This is a genomic window from Pirellulales bacterium, from assembly GCA_035546535.1.
In the GTDB taxonomy this organism is placed as follows: domain Bacteria; phylum Planctomycetota; class Planctomycetia; order Pirellulales; family JACPPG01; genus JACPPG01.
In genome coordinates this window covers 52103-73510 of the sequence record DASZWQ010000114.1, presented here as the reverse complement: position 1 = coordinate 73510, position 21408 = coordinate 52103, and the positions used below count along the sequence as shown (strand labels likewise).

At 62.7% G+C, this 21408-nt stretch carries 15 protein-coding genes; 5 read left to right on the top strand and 10 right to left on the bottom strand.

Translation table 11 applies throughout. The features are described from left to right. Positions 1-100: 100 nt before the first annotated feature. The gene (locus VHD36_14665; GenBank protein ID HVU88560.1) at positions 101-1576 is read right to left on the bottom strand and encodes a hypothetical protein; all 1476 of its coding nucleotides are present in this window, start codon (positions 1574-1576) and stop codon (positions 101-103) included. A gap of 525 nt (positions 1577-2101) precedes the next feature. Between VHD36_14665 and VHD36_14660 the strand changes: the two genes are divergently transcribed. Beyond that, positions 2102-3079 (top strand): histone deacetylase, encoded by a 978-nt coding sequence (locus VHD36_14660; protein ID HVU88559.1) that lies wholly within the window; start codon positions 2102-2104, stop codon positions 3077-3079. A gap of 133 nt (positions 3080-3212) precedes the next feature. Further along, positions 3213-4394 (top strand): acyl-CoA dehydrogenase family protein, encoded by a 1182-nt coding sequence (locus VHD36_14655; protein ID HVU88558.1) that lies wholly within the window; start codon positions 3213-3215, stop codon positions 4392-4394. Positions 4395-4531: 137 nt separating this feature from the next. On the opposite strand, the gene VHD36_14650 is transcribed toward VHD36_14655, so the two are convergent. The 3 genes from VHD36_14650 to VHD36_14640 all read right to left on the bottom strand — a co-directional run bounded on the left by VHD36_14650 (position 4532) and on the right by VHD36_14640 (position 6248). Further along, the gene (locus tag VHD36_14650) at positions 4532-4987 is read right to left on the bottom strand and encodes an SRPBCC domain-containing protein (protein HVU88557.1); all 456 of its coding nucleotides are present in this window, start codon (positions 4985-4987) and stop codon (positions 4532-4534) included. A gap of 115 nt (positions 4988-5102) precedes the next feature. Next, positions 5103-5885 carry a PhzF family phenazine biosynthesis protein gene (locus VHD36_14645; protein HVU88556.1) on the bottom strand — a complete coding sequence of 261 codons (783 nt, stop codon included), beginning with the start codon at positions 5883-5885 and terminating at the stop codon, positions 5103-5105. 141 nt (positions 5886-6026) lie between these two features. Beyond that, on the bottom strand, positions 6027-6248 hold the full coding sequence (locus VHD36_14640; GenBank protein ID HVU88555.1) for a hypothetical protein: 222 nt from the start codon (positions 6246-6248) through the stop codon (positions 6027-6029). A gap of 260 nt (positions 6249-6508) precedes the next feature. Here VHD36_14640 and VHD36_14635 point away from each other — a divergent pair, with 260 nt between their 5' ends. Beyond that, a complete protein-coding gene (locus VHD36_14635) occupies positions 6509-7480 on the top strand; it encodes an alpha/beta hydrolase (GenBank protein ID HVU88554.1) in 972 nt (323 codons plus the stop codon). Positions 7481-7727: 247 nt separating this feature from the next. Here VHD36_14635 and VHD36_14630 read toward each other — a convergent pair whose 3' ends face one another. Both VHD36_14630 and VHD36_14625 read right to left on the bottom strand, forming a co-directional pair. Next, on the bottom strand, positions 7728-9176 hold the full coding sequence (locus VHD36_14630) for an efflux RND transporter periplasmic adaptor subunit (GenBank protein HVU88553.1): 1449 nt from the start codon (positions 9174-9176) through the stop codon (positions 7728-7730). Further along, positions 9160-12390, bottom strand: coding sequence for an efflux RND transporter permease subunit (locus VHD36_14625; protein HVU88552.1), 3231 nt, complete (start codon positions 12388-12390; stop codon positions 9160-9162). The genes VHD36_14630 and VHD36_14625 overlap by 17 nt, the downstream gene beginning before the upstream one ends. A 626-nt stretch (positions 12391-13016) precedes the next feature. Here VHD36_14625 and VHD36_14620 point away from each other — a divergent pair. Next, positions 13017-14678, top strand: coding sequence for a hypothetical protein (locus VHD36_14620; GenBank protein HVU88551.1), 1662 nt, complete (start codon positions 13017-13019; stop codon positions 14676-14678). 5 nt (positions 14679-14683) lie between these two features. Here the strand turns inward: VHD36_14620 and VHD36_14615 are convergent, their stop codons facing one another. Beyond that, positions 14684-15523, bottom strand: a complete 840-nt coding sequence (locus VHD36_14615) for an amidohydrolase family protein (GenBank protein ID HVU88550.1) — start codon at positions 15521-15523, stop codon at positions 14684-14686. 168 nt (positions 15524-15691) lie between these two features. On the opposite strand from VHD36_14615, the gene VHD36_14610 reads away from it, so the two are divergent. After that, a complete protein-coding gene (locus VHD36_14610) occupies positions 15692-16474 on the top strand; it encodes an SDR family oxidoreductase (protein ID HVU88549.1) in 783 nt (260 codons plus the stop codon). A 4-nt stretch (positions 16475-16478) separates the two neighbouring features. Here the strand turns inward: VHD36_14610 and VHD36_14605 are convergent, their stop codons facing one another. From VHD36_14605 to VHD36_14595, 3 genes are all read right to left on the bottom strand, one after another. Continuing rightward, the gene (locus VHD36_14605; protein ID HVU88548.1) at positions 16479-17636 is read right to left on the bottom strand and encodes a tetratricopeptide repeat protein; all 1158 of its coding nucleotides are present in this window, start codon (positions 17634-17636) and stop codon (positions 16479-16481) included. After that, positions 17633-18760, bottom strand: a complete 1128-nt coding sequence (locus tag VHD36_14600; protein ID HVU88547.1) for a tetratricopeptide repeat protein — start codon at positions 18758-18760, stop codon at positions 17633-17635. Before VHD36_14600 ends, VHD36_14605 begins: the two co-directional genes overlap by 4 nt. 194 nt (positions 18761-18954) lie before the next feature. After that, positions 18955-21405, bottom strand: a complete 2451-nt coding sequence (locus tag VHD36_14595) for a VCBS repeat-containing protein (GenBank protein ID HVU88546.1) — start codon at positions 21403-21405, stop codon at positions 18955-18957. Positions 21406-21408: the final 3 nt, after the last annotated feature.

The window sequence follows — 21408 nt, the reverse complement described above, 5'->3', positions numbered from 1 at the left end:
GCGTCCTGCACTCGCATCTCGTTGCCGCTCTCGCGGCACTGCGCTCTTTGTTCAGGCGAACTCAGATTCGCGATTCACTCCCGCCCTTCAGTTTCGCAGCTCAATTTCGCTGCGCCCGGGCCTGTTCCGTGGTGCCGTCGGCATCAGGGGGCGTGTGCCCGATGATCGCTTCGACACCGGTGGCCAGGTCTTGCAATTTACGAATCTCGGTTTCGTTGAGCTTGTCCTCGCGCTTCTTGCGTTTGACGACGTTCAGCATCTCGTCGACCTTGGCCACCATATCGTCCAGAAGTTGCTTGTTGTCGGCCGAGGCGGCACTCGCCAGGCCACGCCCTTGAATATCTGGCGACGGACCAGCGACGCCGCAGCGCAAACAGGCCAGCAGATAAGCCTGCAGGTCAGGCGGCAGGGAGCTTTGCGCCTTCGCGACCGGCGCTTCGGCCGGCACCGCGGCATCAGCTACCGCTCCGTCAGCGGCTACGGCCGGCGGGTCAGCCGGCGGTTTTGCGGCCCCCTCGGCGTCGGGGCTGCCGGCACCGTCGGCCGCGGCCGGCTCGGCGCTAGCGGCAACCGCGGGGGCGTCGCCATTTTCCGCTCCCTCGGCCGGTACATCGGCCTCGGGTTCCTCTTCAGCTTCCGCCGGCGCTTCGAGAGCCGGCGTCTGGCGACCGACTTCGGCGACCAACAGCGCGATGGTTCGCGCAACGGCCGGCACATTCTTTTCTGGATAGCTTTTCTTATCGAGCACACCAAGCGTGCGAATCGCTTCGCACCGGTCATCCAGGGGCGCATCCTCGTCCGTGGCAAATTGATTCAGTGCCGTGACGACGTCCGCATTGTTCGCCTCGGGCCAGCGGGCCAGCAGGCGCAGCAGATCCGACGCGCGACGACGCGTGTAGTTTTGCACGTCGGACGACCCGCCTTCGGCAGCCGGCTTCCGCAACGTGGCGGCCAGAACCTGAACGAGCTCCTTGCGATTCTCCGGCGTGACGGAATTCTTCGGCGCCAGGATATGGCGGATAACGCCCGTCAGCGCGGCCAGTTGCAAATAGTCGGGATACTTGGCGTCCTTGTTCTTCAGGACGTCGATCAATAGCGGTAATGCCGGTCCGTAAGGCACGCACCCGTTGCCCCCGAGGTCGCCTTCGTCGGTGTTCAACTCGCCGTAGGCCAGCAGAGCATTGAAGCGGGCCGCGGGGTTGAATTTCGGGCCATTGATCAAGAAGGGGAGGAGCTTCTTGGCCATCATGTCGCGCAGCTTCACATGGAGCGACTTATCGGGGGCCCGGCCGAAGCCGTTGAGATCTTTTTTGATTTCCCGCCACTTCAAGTGCAGGCTGTCGCGCACATTCCAGTGCGTCATTTCCGCGACGAGACGCTTGTAGTGGTCGTCGAACATCTTCTCGTCGTCTTGCCCCTCGGCCCCCTCAGGGAACTTCCCCTCGGCCATGAGAGTGGTCTTCTTGAGCTTCCACTCCTTGGGGTCGGGCGGTCCGAGCGGGAGCTCCTCGTAGGCTTTGTTCTTCGCGGCAGCGGGCGGTCGCTTCGCGGGGGGCGCTTTTCCCGCGGCAGGCACAACCAGTTCGGCGCAAAGGCAGCCCAAAGCCGCCACGCAAAGACAAGTTCGCCAGGGGTTTCGCGACATCGCTAGCATGATGAAAAATCGTAGTCCGCGCCGTGTCCGGCAACAACGTCTGCCCTGCCGCGCAGCGTCGGTCCCTAGGGTCGCTTTTTCTATTATCCTGACACGACGAGCAAAATGCAGAAATGACTCGTTCGACTCGGACTCGTGCGTCAGGCGTGATCGATTGTTTTGCAGAACCGAATGTTCCGCGCAAAGCAGCGCGAGCCTTACCCACGCCAACCTTCCCCCCAGGCGGCGTCGAAGCAGGCTTTTCCCACTCCACACAACACCTTTAGGCTACCACCGAATTGCGCGCGCCGTCAAGCCGTTTCTCCTTGGTATGACAGCAGTTTACGCGATTTTTGTGACCCCCTTTCTCCGGTGGCAGGGGCCCGGCGTAGCCGCTCGGCGAGGTGCCGTTTGACAGCCCCAATCTCGCCTCCCTAGAGTTACGATGGCTCCCCTCGGTCAACCTGTTTGACCCAGGATCGGCTGACCACGACGGGCAAAAAGATGACGCTGCTCTATTACGATCCGCGGTTTCTCGACCACAGGACCGGCGCGCATCCTGAACGCCCTCAACGGCTTGAACAGATTGTCGCGCATCTGACTCGGACCGGGTTGAAGGGTCGGTGCGCGACGACCGCTTGGGAGCCGGTTTCGGACGACTCGCTACGACTGGTCCATTCGTTGGATTACGCCCAGGAGCTGTCTCGCTTTGCCCAGGCCGGCGGAGGTCACATCGAGACCGACACGGTCGTGTGCGCGCAAAGCTATGATGTCGCCCGATTGGCAGCAGGCGCGGCAGCCGACGCCGTGCGGCGTGTCGTGGCGGGCCAGGACCGGAACGCTCTCTGCCTGGTGCGGCCGCCCGGGCATCACGCCTTGGTCGACGCGCCGATGGGTTTCTGCCTGTTCAACAACGTGGCCGTCGCGGCGGCGGTGGCCACGCGCGAGCTGGGCTTGGATCGCGTCATGGTCGTCGACTGGGACGTCCATCACGGCAACGGCACCCAGGACATGTTCTGGGCGGATCCGCGGGTTGCGTTCCTGTCGATTCACCGCTGGCCGTTTTATCCCGGCACTGGCTGGAAGGATGAAACCGGCACCGGCGACGCGCTGGGCACCACTTTGAACTTGCCGATGGAATTCGGTTTGTCGCGCAAGGAATACATCCGCTGCTTCTGTGACGCGTTGGAGCGCTTTGCCTCTCGCACGCAGCCACAATTGGTGCTGGTGAGCGCCGGTTTCGATAGCCATGCCGAGGATCCCGTCGGGTCGCTAGGTCTGGAGATCGAAGATTTCGAACCGCTCTCGGATGCCGTACTCGACGTTGCCGACACGTACGCCGGCGGGCGCCTGGTTAGTGTCTTGGAAGGGGGCTATAACCCCGGTATCCTGGCTGGCTGCGTGGAAGTTCACCTGCGACGTTTACTCGATCGGCCCCACAGGTAGTAACCGTCGCGGCGTGTTTCTTAGTCAAGTCTCCAGCGAAGCGCCGCCTCGAATTGCACAGGGCGGTGCCGCAGCACTCTTTGCGTTTTCACCTTTGCAACGCCCATCGCGTCGCGCCAGCGGAAGTAAAAACATGACACCCGAGGCAAGCGAAAAACTATTGGCCGACGTCGACGCCTATTGCCAGGAGCTGCGTCCCAGCGAAGAGCTGTGTTACCTGGAGCACCGCTTCAACGAGCAGACGATCGAGCTGGCCAAGAAGTACAAGATCCTCGGCATGCCGGTGCCGGTCGAGTACGGTGGCCGCGGGGCCGACTCGCTGACCTATGCCAGGGCGCTTGCACGCATCGGGCGCGAAGGAACGGGCGTGCGCACGTTCTTTTCCGGTCAGACGTCGATCGGCCAACACCCGATCCTGCGTTACGGCAATGCCGATCAGCATCGTCGCTACCTCGCGCCCTCGTCGCGCGGCGATATGATCCTGGCCTTCGGGCTGACCGAGCCCGACGCCGGCAGTAATCCGCTGGAGATGACCACCACCTATCGGCGCGACGGCAATCGCTTCCTGCTCAACGGCGTGAAGTATCTGATCTCCAACGGCGGCATTGCCAACGCCGTGGTGGCGTTCGGATATCCCGAGGGCAAGACCGGCAAAGAGCGCCGCATGAGCGCGTTCATCGTCGACACCGCCGGCGCCACCTTCGAAGCCGAGGATTTGCACGCCAAGCCCGGCATGTTCACCGCGAACACGGGCATGTTCCAGATGACCGATCATCCCGTGCCCGCCGAGAATCTGTTGGGCGAAGAGGGAAACGGCTTCCGCGTTGCCATGGGAACGCTCGTCTCGGGACGGTTAAGCGTGGCGGCGGGCTGCCTGGGCGTGATCGAGGACTGCCTTGCCGAGGCGCTCGACTACGCCCGCACGCGCGTGCAGCACGGCAAGCCGATCGGCAAACACCAGCTCGTGCAGGAACACATCGCGCAGATCGAAATGGTTCGCGCCGCGAGCGACGCCCTGGTCGAACGCGCGGCCGTGGCCAAGGCAGCCAGCGACGCTGATTACAGTGACGCGGCCCTGGCCTCGCGCGCGGATTTCCTGGTGGCCGAAGCGAAGTTTTTTGCCACCAACGCCGCCTGGGATGCGGCCGATCGAGCCGTGCAAATCTTCGGCGGCCGCGGCTGGTCCGAGCTCTATCGAGTGGGCCGGCACCTGCAAGATGTGCGCGTTTGCCGCATCTACGAGGGGACCGACGAGATCATGAAACTGAAGATTGCGTCGGCATTGCTCGGCAAGGAATTTGCCGCCTTCTCGTAACTCGCAATGTCAATACGTTGCAACACCTGTGCAGCGTGCCACGGGTAGTTTGTCTACCATGGAAAGACCCCGCGGAGAGCACTGGTGGACAAGCCACAGTGGCACCACCCGCTTCAGGTTTTGAAACCGCCGATAAGCTATTCGCCGAGTTCGGCCCGTACTTGCTGCCAGGCGTGTCGGATGACCTGGTCCGCGGCGGCCTTGATCAAACCGGGACTGAGTGCGGCGGCCAGCCCCTTCACTTCTTCCAGCCGCGCTTCCCAGGTCAGCTTCGAGCCCGCGCCCTCGGCGGCGATCCGCAATGTCGAAGCCACGCGCATCGAGACGCCGATCCCCTCGGCCGTGACATTCATTCCGGCCGCCGTCGGCGGTGCCAGATCGGCCAGCGCAATGAATAATCGCATGGTCCCGCGCAAGAAAGAAAAGCCCGGCCGTACCACGGCGCGCAGCGAATGATCATCCACGCGCTCGGTCGATACCACGTCCGGCAGCATCTTCGCCATGCGATCGAGATCGGTGAGCTGGGCGTAAAGCCGCTCGGGCGATGCGCGAAACATCTCTTCGCCGCCGAATACTGCTTTGGGACTGGGCATCCGCTCTTATCCGCCTTCGAGGAATCGATTGTCGGTTCAATAATCGCGGTCATTTTACGTCGAGGGCGGTCGACCGACTAGCAGTCGCGCCGGGTAGACGGAAAGCGGCTGGGAACTAGATGAGAATCGTGCCGCGCGAGTAAAGCACTGCTTGTCCGGAGATCTCGACGCGTTCGCCGCGATCCGCGCACCACAGTTCCCCTTGGCGACGCGACACTTGCAGAGCATGCAACTGCGACTTCTGCAATCGTTCCGACCAATACGGAATGAGCGTGGAATGCGCCGAGCCCGTGACCGGATCTTCGTCGATGCCGGACTGCGGAGCGAAGAAGCGTGAAACGAAATCGACCTCCCTGCCGGGCGCCGTGACGATAACGCCCCGGCTCGGCAATTCTTTCAGCAAGCGCATGTCCGGCTCGAGCGAGCGCACTTCCTCTTCGGTCGCATACACGGCGACGTAATCGCTCGCCTTCAGCACCTGTTGCGGTCGCAAACCCAATCCCTCGATCAGAAACACGGGCTCCTCGCAGGGGACCGGCTTGCGGGAGGGGAAGTCCATTAACAAACGGCCGTCCGCGCGGCGCACGAGCAAGCGTCCGCTGCGCGTGTCGAAACCCACCTCGTTCAACCACGGCTCAAGATGATCAAACACGACCAGGGCCGAGGCCAGCGTGGCATGCCCGCACAGATCGACCTCGACGGCGGGCGTAAACCAGCGGAGATCGTAAACGCCTGGGGACGAGCGGCGCAGATAGGCGGTCTCCGAAAGATTGTGCTCCGCCGCGATCGCCTGCAAGGTGGCATCGGGAAGCCACTCGTCGAGCGGGCAAATGGCGGCCGGATTGCCGCCGAACACACGGTTCGTAAAAGCGTCCACCTGAAAAACGGGAATCGCCATGCTGCGTCTCCTGCGCGTTGTCTTCTTTCAAACCGCACGGCCTTTCACCGATGCGTGCCAGGACAGGAAATCCACATGGAATGTTCGCGCAGGCACAACCGTGGAGAAGCAGCCTTTATCGCCGCGAGGTCGTCCCGCGCGTTACTTGGCCTTGTTGTAATGCACCACCAACAGGACATCCGAAGGAGGATAGTCGGTGTGCGAGAGGCTGTCCGATCTGCGTGACGCGGCCCCGCTTTGGGGAGCTATGTTGCCGAATATGCGAATCACGTCAGCGCCCGACTCGGCCAGCCAGGCGTTGACTTCCGCCTCGAGCGTCGACAGATCGTTCTCGATGCCTTTGAAGATCTTGATTTGTTGCATGGCGCGTGTCCCCAGAGAAGATGGTGGGCTATAGGCATTCGATTTTAGCGGCCGGTTTCCGCCGAAGCCCGACTCCATAAGGCGCTGGCGGGCCGATTCCGCCCAGTTCTTCTCTTCGGTGAGCAGGGTTGCAGCAGCAAGCGGTGTGGACGCTGGGCCGACCGGCGATTACAACAAAATGAGTCCCCGCATCGCAGCCGGACGGCCCCCAATCGGCCGCGGCGGCCCGCATGTTTCCTGCCTCACTCCAAGGTGTTTCGATGAGGAAGTTGTTCCTGGCTCTGCTCGTATCGATCGCTAGCCTGGTCGCCGGTGCGGCCCCCAGCCTGGCCGCTGGTTACGCTTTTGATCGTCAGCAGGATGTGATCTACGGGCGCAAGTTCGGCACCGCTCTGACGATGGACGTGTTCACGCCCAAGGAGAAGCCGAACGGCGCCGGGGTGATCCTGGTGATGAGCGGCGGCTGGGTGTCGAGCAAAGATCAGATCCAGCCGATCTTCGTCTTCGACATGATGAAGCGGGGGTACACCGTCTTTGCCGTGGTGCATGGCAGCCAGCCGAAATTCACGATTCCGGAGATGGTCGCCGACCTGCACCGCGCGGTGCGCTACATCCGCACCAACGCCGATGACTTCCAAATCGATCCGAATCGCATCGGCATCAGCGGCGCCTCGGCGGGCGGCCATTTGTCGCTGATGATGGGGTGCGCCGGTGAAACAGGTAATCCCAAAGCCAAAGATCCCGTCGATCGCGCCTCGAGCCGGGTGCAGGCCGTGGCCTGCTTCTTTCCGCCTACTGATTTCTTGAACTACGGCAAGATGGGCGAAAAGGTCCTGGGGATCGAGCCGAATCATCAATTCAAGGCGCCGTTTGACTTTCACGAGCAGGAGGCTGGCAGCAAGCTGTTCAAGCCCGTCGATCTGGAGACGCGCGAAAAGATCTGCAAAGAGATTTCGCCGATCTATCACGTCACGAAAGACGACGCACCGGTGCTGATCATCCACGGCGATGCCGATGAACTGGTGCCGCTGCAGCAATCCGAGATCATCATCGACCGGCTCAAGGAAGCCGGCGTGCCGGCCGAACTGATCGTGAAAAAGGGGGGCGGCCACGGCTGGGCCACGATCCTGGCCGACTTCGTCACGCTGGGCGACTGGTTCGACAAGTACTTGCCGGCGCCGTCGGCCGCCAAGGCCGAAGCTCAGGCGGCTGCTAAGCCGGCGGCGGAGTAAAAACGGCGTTTGACCGTTTCCTGCAGACGGTGCAGCCGAGACGGCCGCACCACAACTCGTCTCCCGTCGGCATTTTGTGGTGCAGGCGTCTCGCTTGCATCTTGGCCGGCAGGAAATGCTGAGCGCTTCCCGCGAAAGCCAGAACCTCCCGCACCGCGTTGACGTCTCTGTGCCGCGTTAATCTCGTAACGCCAGCAATTCAGAGCGGCCGATACGACCGCGCCACAAGATTGTCGCAAAAGCCCGGTCACTTCACGGCCGGCGCGATTTTCACTGCGCCGCCGTCGACCAACTCGCTGAGGTCCGCGTCGATCACCTGGTCTTCGGGCGCGAAGTCGACCCACGCACCCTTCTCCTGCTTCTTCAGCACTTCGATCCAGCCGTCAGCGCGTAAGCCCGTCTGCACGGGCGTTTTAATCGACTTGCCATCGACGTACAGAAAACAGCAAATCTGGTTGCCGAGCTCGGCCACGGTCGTTTGCGGTAAGGCCAGCGCTTGGGGACGCTCGATCGTCACGTTGCCGTAGGCGTACATGCCGGGCAGCAATTTTGCGTCAGGGTTGTGCAAGTCAATTTCCGCCCGCAGCGTACGGCTCCTCATATTCAGGGCCCACGAGCTGCGCGTCACGGTTGCCGGGATATCGTCGTTCTGGAAGGCCGCGACGCGGACCGTGGCCTTGGTCACTTCGCGCGGATCGCCTGCCTTTTTGTCGACTTCGCTGACGATATAGTTCGCCTCGGACTCGGGCACGTCGACGTACACGCGCACGACGTCGGTCCGAGCCAGCACGTAGATCGGCGAGGCACGCGTGGCCGACTGATCAGGCGCTCGATTCGAGGCCGAAGGATCGCCCGTCGCCGGCAGCACGAAGTCACCCGTGTTGGCGTTGCGCAATACCACGATGCTTTGATAGGGGGCTGTCAGCCGCGTATAGCTGTATAGAGCGGCAACACGTTCCTCGTCGGCCTTGGCGACTTCGAGCCGGGCGGTCGCTACTTCGACGTCGACTTTGGATTTTTCCAGATCGGCTTCGCGCGCCAGCTCCGTGGCCTGGGCCGTTTTCACGGCCGCGTCGGCCGCGTCTTTCGCGGCCTGGCTCGATTCGAGCTGGCGGCGCGATTCACCTAGAATCTGCTGGTCGAGCACGCGCTCGTCGACCATCGCCACTTGCCGGCCGACTTCCGAATCCCAGCGCTTGACCAGGGCCTGGTACTTGCCGACGTCTGCCGTGTTTTGCACGACCGTTGCCTGCGCGGCCTTCAGATTGCCCGCGGCCACTTCCACCAGGCGATTGGCCTGCGCCACAAGCGCGGTGTCCATCGTCACCTGGGCTTTTTTCAGATTCAGTTCCTGTTCGAGCTCGGGAATGAAGAGCGTCGCCAGCAGCTCGCCTTGCTTGATGCGGTCGCCGATATCGACGTTCCATTTCAGGATGTAGCCCGGCAGCTTGGCGTACACCGCGGTCTGTTCATAGGAATCGATGAATGATGGCTGCCCGACGGACCGCACCAGATCGCGGCGCGCGGCCTTGACGAGCCGCACGGTTGGCGCGTCGGAAACTGCCTCGGCTTCGACCGTCTTATGCCGGCCGCAGCCCGCGGGAAGTGCTGCCAGCAGCACGGCCAGCGCGACGAGCACGCCGTAGCGGCCGCCGTTATCGCGTTCGGTAGGTGCGACGTTAACTTTGTGGATCATAGTGCGGACTTTCTGGATCATCGGGATGAACCGAGATGGAATGCGGCGATTGGCGCCCCATCACGACCACGAAGATCGAGGGCACCACCAAAAGCGTGGCAAAGGTCGAGCACACCAGACCGCCGATCACGGCCCGGCCCAGCGGCGCCTGCATCTGGCTTCCCGCCTCGAGCGCGAGCGACATGGGCACCATGCCCACCGTCATGGCGCAGGCGGTCATGATGATCGGCCGCAATCGCTCGGCGGCGCCGCTAATGGCGGCTTGCACGGTCGGCATGCCGCCGCGCCAATGTTCGTTGACGAACGTCACGAGCATCACGGAGTTCGATACCGAAACGCCGATGCACATGATCGTTCCCATGAACGATTCCAGGTTGAGCGTGGTGCCGGTCACGAGCAGCATGATCACGATGCCCGAAAGCACGCCGGGCACGGCGCCGAGGGCGATCACGGCAAGCCGCGGCGATTCGAAGTAGGCCGTCAACAGGATCAAGATCACCACCACCGCGATGCCCAGACCGACGCCCAAGCCTTCGAACATGTCGATCATGGGCGGAAACTGGCCGCGCGTCATAACGCGGACACCACGCGGCGGTTCGCCAGCCGCCCGAACAGCGGCCGACACTTGCCGCGCGGCGCGTCCCATGTCTTCGCCTTCGACGTTGGCCGTGATGCTGACGTATCGCTGCGAGGCGATACGGTCGATCTGCTCCATCATGCTCGTCTCGCGCACGTTGGCCACGTCACGCACCATCAGGTTCACGGCGTTGTTGATCCGCTCGATCGGCAGCGTCGACACCTGATCGATCGAGGTCATGCGCTGCGTGGGCACGAGCACTTCGACCTGGTAGTCGAAGCCCGTCTTGGGATTCTGCCAATAGTTGAGCGCGATGAAGCGGCTGCTCGACGTGGCCACGATGGCCGCGTTGCCGACCTGCTGCGCGGTCACGCCGGACAGACCGGCCTTCTCGCGATCGATGTCGATTTCCACCGAGGGATAAGCGAGAGATTCATGGAATTGCACGTCGCGCAGCCAGGGAATCTTGGCCATTTCGGCCCGGATTTTATCGGCGTGCTTGACGGCTTCGGGAATGTTCGGGCTCGCCACCAGAATTTCAATTGGCGTCGGCGATCCGAAGCTCATGACTTCGCTGACGATATCTCCGGGTTCGAAGCCGAAGATACAGTCCTGGGCCCGCTTGGCGGCCACGTCGGCCGGCACGCCGTACCCCTCCAGGAGCTTGGCCATGTAGGGGACGATCTTTTCGGGCAGGGCCTTGCGCATGCGCTCGCGAAAGGCATCGAGCTTGACGCCGCCCCCTTCGCGGAACTTGGCGCGCAGCCAGCCGTCGTCAGGTCCGCGCATGAAGAGCACGATGTTGTTCATACCGAAGTTCGGCGCGATCTGCCCGGCATAGCCCAGGCAGATGTCGATGTTCTCGGGCCCGACGTCCTCTTGCATGACCTGCAGGATTTTCACGCCCATTTGCCGCGTGATCTCGAAATTCGAGCCCGACGGCGGCCGGTAGCGTAACACGAATTCGCCGGAGTCAATCTGCGGAAACAGCTCGGTGCCGAGTTGCATGCCGCCGAAGCCCAGGATCAACCCGCAGCCGATCAAATAGGCCGGCACGATCAGGTTGCGATGGCCGACCATGAACGTGACGATCTTTTCGAAGCGCGATTGCAGCCCCTCGAACCAATCTTTCTTTTCGGCGTGTTCGCCTCCCTCGTGCTCTTCATGCGGCTTCAAGAGCCACACGCACACGATCGGCACCAGCGTGCTCGACAGCAAATACGACGAGATCATCGCAAAGCCGACGGCCAGCGCCAAAGGCATGAACAGCGACCTGATCGGGTCCTGCATCACGAAGGCCGGGATGAAGACCGACAGAATGCACAGCATCGCCAACAAACGAGGCACGGCCGTTTGCATACTGCCGCGCTCGACCGCCCGGGCGAGCCGGCGGGTTTTGGTCATTTGGACCTGGATGTTTTCGATCGAGACCGTGGCCTCGTCGACCAGCATGCCGATCGACAGCGCCATCCCGCCCAGCGACATGATGTTGATCGTGTTTCCCGTGAGCCACAGCCCGGCCAAAGAGCCGGTGAGCGCGAGCGGAATATTGAGCACCACCACGATCACACTGCGCAGATCGCGCAGAAAGATAAGAATCATCAAGCCCGTGAGCGTGGCGCCGATAAAGCCTTCGGTGGCGACGCTGCGGATGGCGTCTTTCACGGTCGGCGATTCGTCGAATTGGAACGTGACTTCGACGTCCTTGGGCACGGCATCCTTGAACACCTGCAACGACTTGTAGACGTCGGCCACGACCGTCAACGTCGAAGCGGTGTCCTTCTTGATGATGGGCAAGTAGACCGATTTCTTGCCATCGACGAGCGCGTAGCCGTAATTGACGTCGGTCGAATCCTCGACCGTCGAAACGTCGCGGACGTAAAGATTCGACCCCAGCCGTAGCGGGATCTTGCCGATCTCCTGAATGTCGTCCACCAACGCGTTATTGGGCACCAGCGGCATCTGGTCCTTGATGTACAAGTTGCCGGCCGGCACGATCACGTTGCCCGACATGAGCGAATTGACCACATCCTGCGGCGTCAGGTTGTAGCTCTGCAGCTTCTGCGGGTCGACGTTGACCAGGATCGTGCGGACGTTCGGGCCGAACGGCGCGGTGGCCACGGTGCCCGGCACGTTCGATTGCACGAGCGGGCGGATGACGTTCATCGCGATGTCGCCGACCAATCCCAAGGGTGTCGTCTTGCTGGTCAGCACGAGGTAGCCCACCGGCACGCTACCTTCGTCCATGCGCATGATCATGGGGGGCAATGTGCCCGGCGGCATGCGCGACATGGCGCGGTTGGCCATGGCGACGACTTCGCCTTCGGCGGCGCCCATGTCGGTGCCCGGAAAGAACGACATCTTCACGAGCGCCACTTGCTGAATGCTGTGCGACTCGATTTCCTTGATGCCGTCGACGTACTGGAACATCAGTTCGAACTGATTGACGATGAGCCCTTCCATCTGGGCCGGGCTCATGCCGCCGTACTGTAAGAAGACGTAGATCCGCGGCTCGTTGAGCGGCGGAAAAATGTCGACGCGCATGCGGCTCAAGGCCATCGCCCCGCTGCACACCAGGCCCACCACCAGCATGAGCGTGGTGATCGGGTGCTTCATCGCGAAAAAGACGGGATTCACGGCGGGCGGACCTTTCTCGGGCGTGGCTGGCGAGGGCTTCTCGGGGGGGTAGCGGGCGGCGGGGGGGCGCGGCAGGGCGCTTGTGCAAGCAGCGTGGGAGTTCCGGCCGCGAGCGCGCAGGCACTGCTATCGCCCGACGTCAGGCGGGCGCCGGGCGCGTGCCGCTCGGGCGAAGAGTCCCTGCGCGCAGCACTTCAGGAACGTACCACGCTGGTTGTGACGACGCAGAAAGCTTTGGAAAGCTGGACAGAGAATGCCGGTTCGACCGGTGATAGGCGGCCGCTACCACCGGCTCATGCCGCACTTGCGCCAAGTCCGATGCGAACAGTACAGACCGAATAAATGCGCTTTCGCCGCGCACCATTTTCCCTTCCCCGTCTGCTCGCAAGTCCGTTCGACTCCCAAGGTCCTCTTCTCGCTCGATCTCCATGCCACGACCAGCACGCGCTCGCCCGCGCACGTGCCAAACCGCGCTTGCTGGCAACTCGCAGATGCTCACGCACAAGGAACCCGCGATGGCTCATACTGCCTCGCCGCCCCCTGAGGCGAGGCCAGCCTGCCGCCGAAACATGGCTCGGACAATGCTCCGGTGGCGGTGCTGCGCAGCGTTGGCGATGGCGATGGCCATGGCACTCTGCGGTGCTGCGCGCCTGCCGGCGCAGGTCGTGACCGTTGCGCAGCGTGCGGCACAACCCGAGGCGGTGCCACCCCCGCCCGGCCAACCGCAAACCGGACCGCAAGGCCCGACGCGACTGCCGTCGACGAGCCAGGGAATCGCCACCCCATCGGTCGGCGCGATTGCGGTACCGGCGTTTCCTCCGCCGCGAGAGCGCGACGTGCTGACGGGGCCCGTGCTCTCGGATTCCGGCACCCCGGGCGTACTACCGCCGGGCGAGCTTGCGCCGGGCGATCGGCCGCTGCCGATCAATCTGGCAACGGCCCTGCGACTATCGAATGGCCGGCCGTTGTTGATTGCGGCCGCGCAGGCGCGCGTTCAAATCGCGGCGGCCCAGGCCGAAAAGGCGAATGTCCTGTGGCTGCCGAACCTGGACGCGGGCACGGCGTACATCCGGCATTCCGGCGGCATTCAAAATACCAACGGCAGCCTGGCGGTCGATAGCACGAACTCGTTGATCGCTGGCGGCGGGCTCATCCTGCGCGTGGGGACGGCCGACGCCTTGTTCGAACCGCTCGCGGCGCGGCAGGTGCTGGCCGCGAGGCGCATCGACACGCAAACCGCGCGCAATGAAGCCCTGGAAATCACGGCCGAATCGTATTTCACCGTGCAGATGGCACGCGGCACCTACGCGGCGATGACCGACGCCACGGCCAAGGCGCGCGACGTCGTGCGCCGGGTCGAAACGCTGGCCCGCGGGCTGGTCGCGCCGGATGAGATCGACCGGGCCCGCACGCTGCTGGCCGAGCTTGAACAGTCGTCGCAAATTGCGCGGCAGCAGTGGCGCGTCTCGAGCGCAAGGTTGACACGCGTGCTTCGGCTCGATCCGTCGGCGGTCGTCGTTCCCTTGGAACCCGACCACATGCAGGTCGCGCTCATCGAGCCAAGCTGGATGGTCGATGACCTGATCGTGGTCGGCTTGATGAACCGGCCTGAGCTGGCGTCTAACCGGGCGCTTGTACGCGCGAATGTGATCCGCTTGCAGAAAGAGCGGATGCGACCGCTGATGCCCCAACTGCTGATTACCGGCAACGGCACGCCGGACTTCTATTTTCAGGGAGGCATTTTCGGCACCGGTTCGAACGGCAATCTGAACCAATGGGACGGCCGCGGCGACGTCGCGGCGCAGGCCGTGTGGCAATTGGATAATCTCGGATTCGGTTATCAGGCCAAAGTGCGCGAGCAGCGCGGCGAAACCGAATTGGCCAACATCGAGCTCTTTAACATGCAAGATCATGTGGCGGCCGAAGTGACGCAGGCCAAGGCCGACGTCGATTCCGCCACGCTCCGCGTCACACAGGCCGAAGCCGGCTTGAAGAAGGGGCTGGAATCGTATCGCGGCAACCTGATCGGCATGGGCCAGACGCAGCGCTTCAACGATATTCTTTCGCTCGTCAACCGGCCCCAGGAAGTCGTGGCCTCGCTGCAACAACTGCAGCAGGCCTATGTCAATTACTACAGCACGGTTGCCGATTTCAACCGCGCGCAGTTCCGTCTGTTCTACGCGCTCGGCTTTCCTGCCGAAGTGTTGGCCTGTCGCCGGCCGCCGGGCCCGATCGAATCGGTGGACACCTATCGCGGACCGGCGCTACCGAACGTCCGCGGACAGTGAGTCTTTCAACGGTCCAACTTGTAGACCCGGAGCGCGTTCTCGCGCAAGAACTTTCCCTTGGCCTCGGGTTTGAGCGGCAGCTCGCGAGCCTGGGCGGCGCATTTTTCCAGGGACAACATCGGAAAATTCGTGCCAAAGAGCACCTTGTCCGCGCCGTAGGTGTTCATGAAGTGAACCAGTTGCGGCGGGTAGTAGCGCGGCAGGTACGCGCTCGTGTCGATGTACACGTGCTCGTGCTTCCAGGCGAGTGCGATCATTTCGTCGGTCCATGGATAGCCGATGTGCCCGCCCAGGATGCGCAACTCGGGAAAGGTCAGCGCCACTTCGTCGATGTACGGGATCGGCCGGCCCGGCTCCGAGGGCATCAAGGGCCCGGTGTGGCCGACCTGCGTGCAAAACGGAATATCCAGCTCGATGCACTTCACATAGAGCGGATAGTAGAGCTTGTCGTTAGGAGGCCGGTTCCACAGCCAGGGAATGACGCGCAGCGCCTTGAAACCCAGCTCGCGCACGGCACGATCCAGCTCGCGCACGGCTTCGACCGGCTTTTCGAGATTCACGGCCGCCACGCCTACGAATCGCTCGGGATAGGCGCGCGTAAACTCGGCGATGCGATCATTGCTGGTGATCGAGATGCCCGGCCGTGCCCAGGTGGTCATGCACAGCCGTTCGATGCCGGCCGCGTCCATCATGCCCACCATTTCTTCGGCGCTTACGCCCGTTTCCAAAAGATGCGTCGCGCCCGACTGGCGAAAGAGGCGGGCGATCTCGGGCACGGATTCTGACATCTCTTTGATCGCCGGATTTGCCCAGGCGTCGATGATGGGGACCTGCGGGTCGGGCATATGGAAGCCTCTTCGGATGAATCAAGACCGGGTCAAGGACGGTCAACCATGGTGCGCACAATCGTAGACGGCCCCTCCGCCTGGAAGCAAGCAACCGCCGGCGACAATTGTTAAGTTGGTGCGGAAGATCCGCGGCCGCGGGTCAGCTGATTCTCAAGCGGAGGTGTTATGAATTCCTTGGCGGGACGCGTGGCCATCGTAACGGGTGGCGCAAGCGGCATCGGCCGGGCAACAGCCCTGGCGCTAGCTCGCGAGGGGGCAAAGGTCTTCACTGGTGACGTGCGGGAAGATGAAACAAATGCCGCGACCTTTGCACGGCTCGGCATTCGCGAGCGGACTTGCGATGTGCGGCGCGAAGTCGATATACGGCAACTCGTGGACCAGGCCGTCGGCGAACAGGGGCGCCTGGACATCGTGATCAGCAACGCCGGTGTCGGCCTTGTGAAACAGATTCCCGACGTGAGCGAGGCTGAATGGGATGCCGTGATGGACACGAATTTCAAGGCCACGTTCCTGTTGGCGCGGTATTCCATTCCGCACCTGCGCGCCGCCGGCGGCGGCGCGATCGTCGTCACCTCGAGCAACGCCGGCATTCTGCCGCGCGCACACGATCCCGTTTATTCCACCAGCAAAATGGCCCTGCTGGGCATGGTGCGCAGCCTGGCTCTGTGCCATGCGCGCGATCGCATTCGCGTGAATGCCGTCTGTCCCGGCCCCGTCGGGGACACGGGCATGATGAATGCTGACCTGGCAGCGGCGACCGACCGCGAAGCGACGGCCCGAAAGTTCATCGCCGCCAGCCCCTTGGCCAAGGCATTCGGCCGCATGATCGCGCCTGAGGAAGTCGCCCAGGCCATCCTGTACCTGGCGAGCGATGCCGCGGCGATGGTCACCGGTACCATGATCGCGATCGATGGTGGTAAATCGTTGGGTGTTCCGCCGGCCGAATAGGCCTTTAACCTGATGAGTCCGATTCGTCTTCCGAAATCTCCGGGTCGCGAAACGGCATGCCGGCTTCGTAGAGCTTGAGCCGCTCCTGCTGTTCGACGGTGTCGCGACGCTCGGGATGCTTGTTCATGGCGATGGCTTTGTTCTGCCATTCGATGGCTTCGTCGAATTTGCCGAGCTCCGCGTAAGCGGCAGCCAGGCACGCCACGTAGCGCCATTCTTCCCAGTGGTCCAGCTCGCAGGCCTTCCGGGCATTTTCGAGCGCCATTTGGCCGTCGCGATGTCCCAGCGACATGCAGGTAGCGTACAGCCGCGCCTTGTTGTGGTAGCCGCCGGGCTCGAAGGGAGCGATGCGAATCGATTCGTCCCAATCTTTCAGTGCTTGCGCGTAGTGCCCCTGCTTGCTCCACACGTAGCCGCGTTGGTTGTAGGCGAACGTGAGCTTGTTGTCGATCGACAGCGCCTTGTCGCAGTCGGCCATCGCCTTGTCGTACTGCTTTTCGATGAACCAGTTCACGCCGCGGTTGGCAAAGGCCAGGGCCAGCTTTGGATTGATGCGCACCGCTTCGTCGAATTGCTCGCGCGCCTTGGGATAGTTGCCCAGGCTCTTGTAGATGCAGCCGCGGTCGCTGTAATACAGCCCGACGTTCGGCGCCAGGCGAATGGCTTCCGAAATATCGGCCAGGGCCTTTTCGTATTCCTGCATCTGGTGATAGACCGCGGCCCGGGCCTGATAAGCGATATGAGCGTCGGGTTCGAGGCGGATCGCCTCGGTAAAATCGCGCAGGGCATTTTCATAGTCGCGTTTCAATCGCCAGGCCACACCGCGCAACATATAGGCGTAGGCCGCGCTCGGATCGCGTTTCAGCACCGTCGCGTAATAGATCGGCGCGTCGTCGCGGCGCACGACTTCGCCCGTGCGCACCCACGCTTTGCCGACCCATAGCCAATCGCCGTCGACCTTGGTGATCGTGGCGGGCATGCCCACCTCGTTCCACGGGATCACCTTGTTGCCGAGTTTGGGTTTGGCGGTTTCCTTGATGAAGACCGTTTGGCCCAGCCAGGTATCCTCGGCGGCGATGGCCCGCGATACGTCTTGGGCCAGTAAAACCGCAAGCGCGAGCAGAAAGGTCCGTTTCGCGATATTCGACAGTGACATCTTCATGGCCCCGTTTCTTCCGCCTCTTCAGGAATTTCAGGATCGCTAAACGCTCGACCGGACTCGTAGGCCTGCAGGCGTTCGGTCTGGTTCTTCTCGTCGCTGAGTTCGGGCTGAATGTCCATGGCAATCGCCTTCTTCTGCCACTCGATGGCCTTGTCGAACTGGCCGAGTTCCGCGTAAGCCGCGGCCAGGCTGGAGACATATTGCCAGTTTTCCCAGTGATCCAGCTCGCACGCTTGCTTAGCGTTCTCGAGCGCCAGCTTACCGTCACGGTGGCCCAACGACATGCACGTGGCGTACAGCCGGGCCTTGTTATGATAGCCGCCGGGCTCGTCCGGCGCGAGCCGGATCGATTCGTCCCAGTCGTGCAGCGCCTCTTGATAGTGGCCGCGCTTGCTCCAGACGTATCCACGGCCGTCGTAGGCGTAGACCATTGTCGGATCGATGGCGAGTGCTTTGTTGTAGTCAGCCATCGCCCGATCGTATTCCTCCTGCAGCATCCAGTTCACGCCACGATTGGAATATGCTATCGCCATTTTCGGGTCGAGACGTATTGCTTCGTCGAAATCGGCTTTGGCCCTGGCATAAGTGCCTAGCCCGCGCGTCGAACAACCGCGGTTGTTGTAGAACACCGCCACGTCTGGCGTCAGGCGGATCGCCTGATTAAGGTCGGCCACGGACTTGTCGTATTGATGCAGGTGGTCGTAGGTCGCGGCGCGTTCGGCATACGCCGAGGCCGACGAAGGATCGAGGCGAATCACCTCGGTGAAATCCTTGATGGCGTTCGCGAAATCGCGCTTCATGCGAAAGCTCACGCCGCGATACAACAAGGCCGTGAGGTTGTCCGGCGACTCCCGCATGACTTTGTTGTAGTACGTGACGCCGTCAGCTTCCTTGACGACTTCGCTCGATCGGACCCAAGCGCTGCCGACCCACAGCCAGTCGCCGTTGACTTGCGTGATCTTTGCCGGGACCGTGATATCGTTCCACGCGAAGGCGCGGTTTTGCAATTTCGGCCGGGCGTTCACCTTCAGGTAGACGCGCTGGTTAAGCCAACCATCGTCCGCGCGCGCGGCGCTCAGCGAGAATGCCGCGCCGAGACAGGACAGAATCAGAACGGATCGCATGACGGTTTTCTTTACGAAATGCCGCCGGGAAAGGTGCGGAGGCGGGCGGCTGCTCCGGCGTCGCCGCACAAGTCTAGCCTGTTATGCGGCGATTTTCACGCTGGCCGCCAAGGCGATTGCGACGTGTTAGCTAACGTTTCGGCAAGGATCTTTTATGCCCCTGTGACCAGACCCCTGTACCGGACGGCTACGCGCTACTTTGGCTTGGTTTGCAGGGCCACCACGTGCCCCCGTGCATAACCGCGGTCGATGAAGGAACGCTCGTAAAAGCACGTGTAGGCGTAGGCCGTGTGCAGGATGATATCCAGGTCGCCGTCGCCGTTAAAATCGGTAACGACCAAGGGCGCGCCGGCGCCATCGGGCGCTGGTGGCAGCTTGATTGGCGCCGGCTCGTCGAATGTCGCGCCTTCACGCGTTGCCACATCACCCGCGCGTTTGCCGAGTATGACCACCACGTCCGCGGCGCTCGAACCGGCGACGATGTCCAATCGGCCGTCACCGTTCCAATCGCAAGCCGTGGGCACGCCGCGGATGCGCAGCTTGGCGATCTTCTTGCCCGGTTCGAATGTGGGAACTTTTGTATCCGCGCCGCCGCGGGGCGCTTGCTGAAAATAAACCACGTCGCCGAAGGTATCGGTGGTCACAAGATCGGCATGGCCGTCGCCGTCGAAGTCGCCGGCGGTATAAGTGGCGCGGGCTCCCTGCAAGGCGTCGAAGCCGGTTCGCTTGCCGCCGACGGTAAGCGGCGTGCCGTCGGCGAGGTTCAGCCGTACGCCGGTCGTGTCGAAATCGCATGCCTTGGCTGTGCCGCGGTTGCGATGCCACCAGATGTGTCCAGCGTGATCGGCATCGAGCAAGTCGAATGTGCCGTCGTCGTCCAGGTCGTAGAGACGCTGAAATGTCCAGTCGTCGCCAATGCCCGAGAGGTGGTCGATCTTCTGGCCCGGCTGCAATAAAGAAATCGGGCTGGCAAAGATGCCGGGGCTGCCACGACCGGTGTTTCGATAAACGCGCGGACCGTCGACGCCATCGAGCCGACCATCGCCGTCGTAATCGAAGAATTGGGTGCCTGCCAGTGGCGCGTTGTTCCAAACGCCGGGCATCCAGTCGCGGTGTGCCTCGAAGATGGGTTCGGTTCGTGTCCCCACGTTGCGGAAGAAATAAATCCGTTCGCCGGAACTGGCGATGATGTCCGCCAGGCCGTCGCCGGTGAAATCGACCAAGCGCGGTGTGGCCATCGCAGCCACGGGAAAGTCTCCGCGATGTGGCATGCTTCGCGCGTGCAGCCGCGGTTCGCGCGGCGTGCCCACGTTCTCGAAGAACCAGAGGAACTTCTTGTCGCTGATGCTATCGCCGCCGCCGGCCGTCATGAGCATGCAGCCGGTGAACAGATCGAGGTCGCCGTCGCCATCGACGTCGGCCACGCCCGGCGCCGCCGCCCAGCCGACATCCAGCGGCTCGCCATCGGCCGAAAGTTCGCCGGCGAGATGCAATTGCCAGGGCGCGCCGGGGCCGGCTGTATTCTCGTACCAGTAAATGCGGCCCGTGACGTAACCACCGGCCAACAGATCTTGATCGCCGTCGCCATCCCAATCGGCCGTCTCCAGCACCGGATAATAATCGAGCGTGAAAATATCGGGCCCTTCGGGGCACGGCTTTACGGGCAGCTCGAGTGGCTCACCCTCGGCCTCGACGAGTCCCTGATATTCCAGGGCCGGCGCCGTGGCCGTGCCCACGTTGCGGTACCACACGACGCGGTTCCGCTCGCCACCTACGAGCAGATCGAGCTTTCCGTCAGCGTCGAAATCGCAGACGTGTGGCGTGGAACCGTAGCCGACGTCGATCGGCTCGCCGTCGCGCGTCGCCAGCAGCCGGGAGCAAGTGAACTTCCAATCGTCGGCGCGGCCGACGTTCGGGTACCAGACGATCGATCCTCGGCTACACCCTACGAGCAAATCCGGCAACTTGTCTCCGTTGAAATCCACGACATCGATACGGCTGTGAATCAGGCCCGTCGTGCTGTGGCCGATCGGTTCGCAGCGATGCGACCCGTCGCCGACGAAACCGCGCGGCGGCTGCCGGTCGGGCAGCTTGTCGGCGGGAATCGTGTCGAAGTACAGACCGTAAATCGCGGGCTTGCCGTCATCGCGATGCACAAATGCCAGGTGGCCGTCGCGGCCCTCGCCCACGCACTCGTAAAAATAGCCGGTGCGGGTTTCCTTGGTTCGCGGCAATCGCCCTTGGCTCGTTGCCAAGTTGATGTTGCACTCCGGGAACTCATAAGGGATCGTGGCGTCGTACCAGCGAGAAGGAATCTCGAATTCGCCACGGGCAAAGGCAAACAAGCCAGTCCGCTCGGGCGCGCCCGTTGCCGCCTCGTGCCGAATGACCTGAATCGAAGCCGGGTCGACGACCTGGTCTTCGATGCCCTGCCCGGCAAGCAGCGTGGCGAATTCGATTCGCACGTCGGCCGGACGCTCGTCAGTTCGCGCCGATGCCTCGCGGGCCGGTTGCGGTTGGCTCTCGTTGTTGCCCGCGGAATCCACTTCCAGCAGCACACGAAGCCGGCCTTCGCCAGCCCACGGGATATCCGGCGGCGGCGCCGCCGCAACGGCCAGGACCAGCAGTGTCCAAGTCACTGACATGCG

Excerpts from the sequence above, each read along its gene's own strand:
- VHD36_14655 (HVU88558.1), top strand. The coding sequence starts at position 3,213 with ATGACACCCGAGGCAAGCGAAAAACTATTGGCCGACGTCGACGCCTAT.
- VHD36_14640 (HVU88555.1), bottom strand. The coding sequence starts at position 6,248 with ATGCAACAAATCAAGATCTTCAAAGGCATCGAGAACGATCTGTCGACG.
- VHD36_14620 (HVU88551.1), top strand. The coding sequence starts at position 13,017 with ATGGCACTCTGCGGTGCTGCGCGCCTGCCGGCGCAGGTCGTGACCGTT.
- VHD36_14600 (HVU88547.1), bottom strand. The coding sequence starts at position 18,760 with ATGCGATCCGTTCTGATTCTGTCCTGTCTCGGCGCGGCATTCTCGCTG.
- VHD36_14595 (HVU88546.1), bottom strand. The coding sequence starts at position 21,405 with ATGTCAGTGACTTGGACACTGCTGGTCCTGGCCGTTGCGGCGGCGCCG.
- VHD36_14635 (HVU88554.1), top strand. The coding sequence starts at position 6,509 with ATGAGGAAGTTGTTCCTGGCTCTGCTCGTATCGATCGCTAGCCTGGTC.
- VHD36_14605 (HVU88548.1), bottom strand. The coding sequence starts at position 17,636 with ATGAAGATGTCACTGTCGAATATCGCGAAACGGACCTTTCTGCTCGCG.
- VHD36_14610 (HVU88549.1), top strand. The coding sequence starts at position 15,692 with ATGAATTCCTTGGCGGGACGCGTGGCCATCGTAACGGGTGGCGCAAGC.
- VHD36_14615 (HVU88550.1), bottom strand. The coding sequence starts at position 15,523 with ATGCCCGACCCGCAGGTCCCCATCATCGACGCCTGGGCAAATCCGGCG.
- VHD36_14630 (HVU88553.1), bottom strand. The coding sequence starts at position 9,176 with ATGATCCACAAAGTTAACGTCGCACCTACCGAACGCGATAACGGCGGC.
- VHD36_14650 (HVU88557.1), bottom strand. The coding sequence starts at position 4,987 with ATGCCCAGTCCCAAAGCAGTATTCGGCGGCGAAGAGATGTTTCGCGCA.
- VHD36_14645 (HVU88556.1), bottom strand. The coding sequence starts at position 5,885 with ATGGCGATTCCCGTTTTTCAGGTGGACGCTTTTACGAACCGTGTGTTC.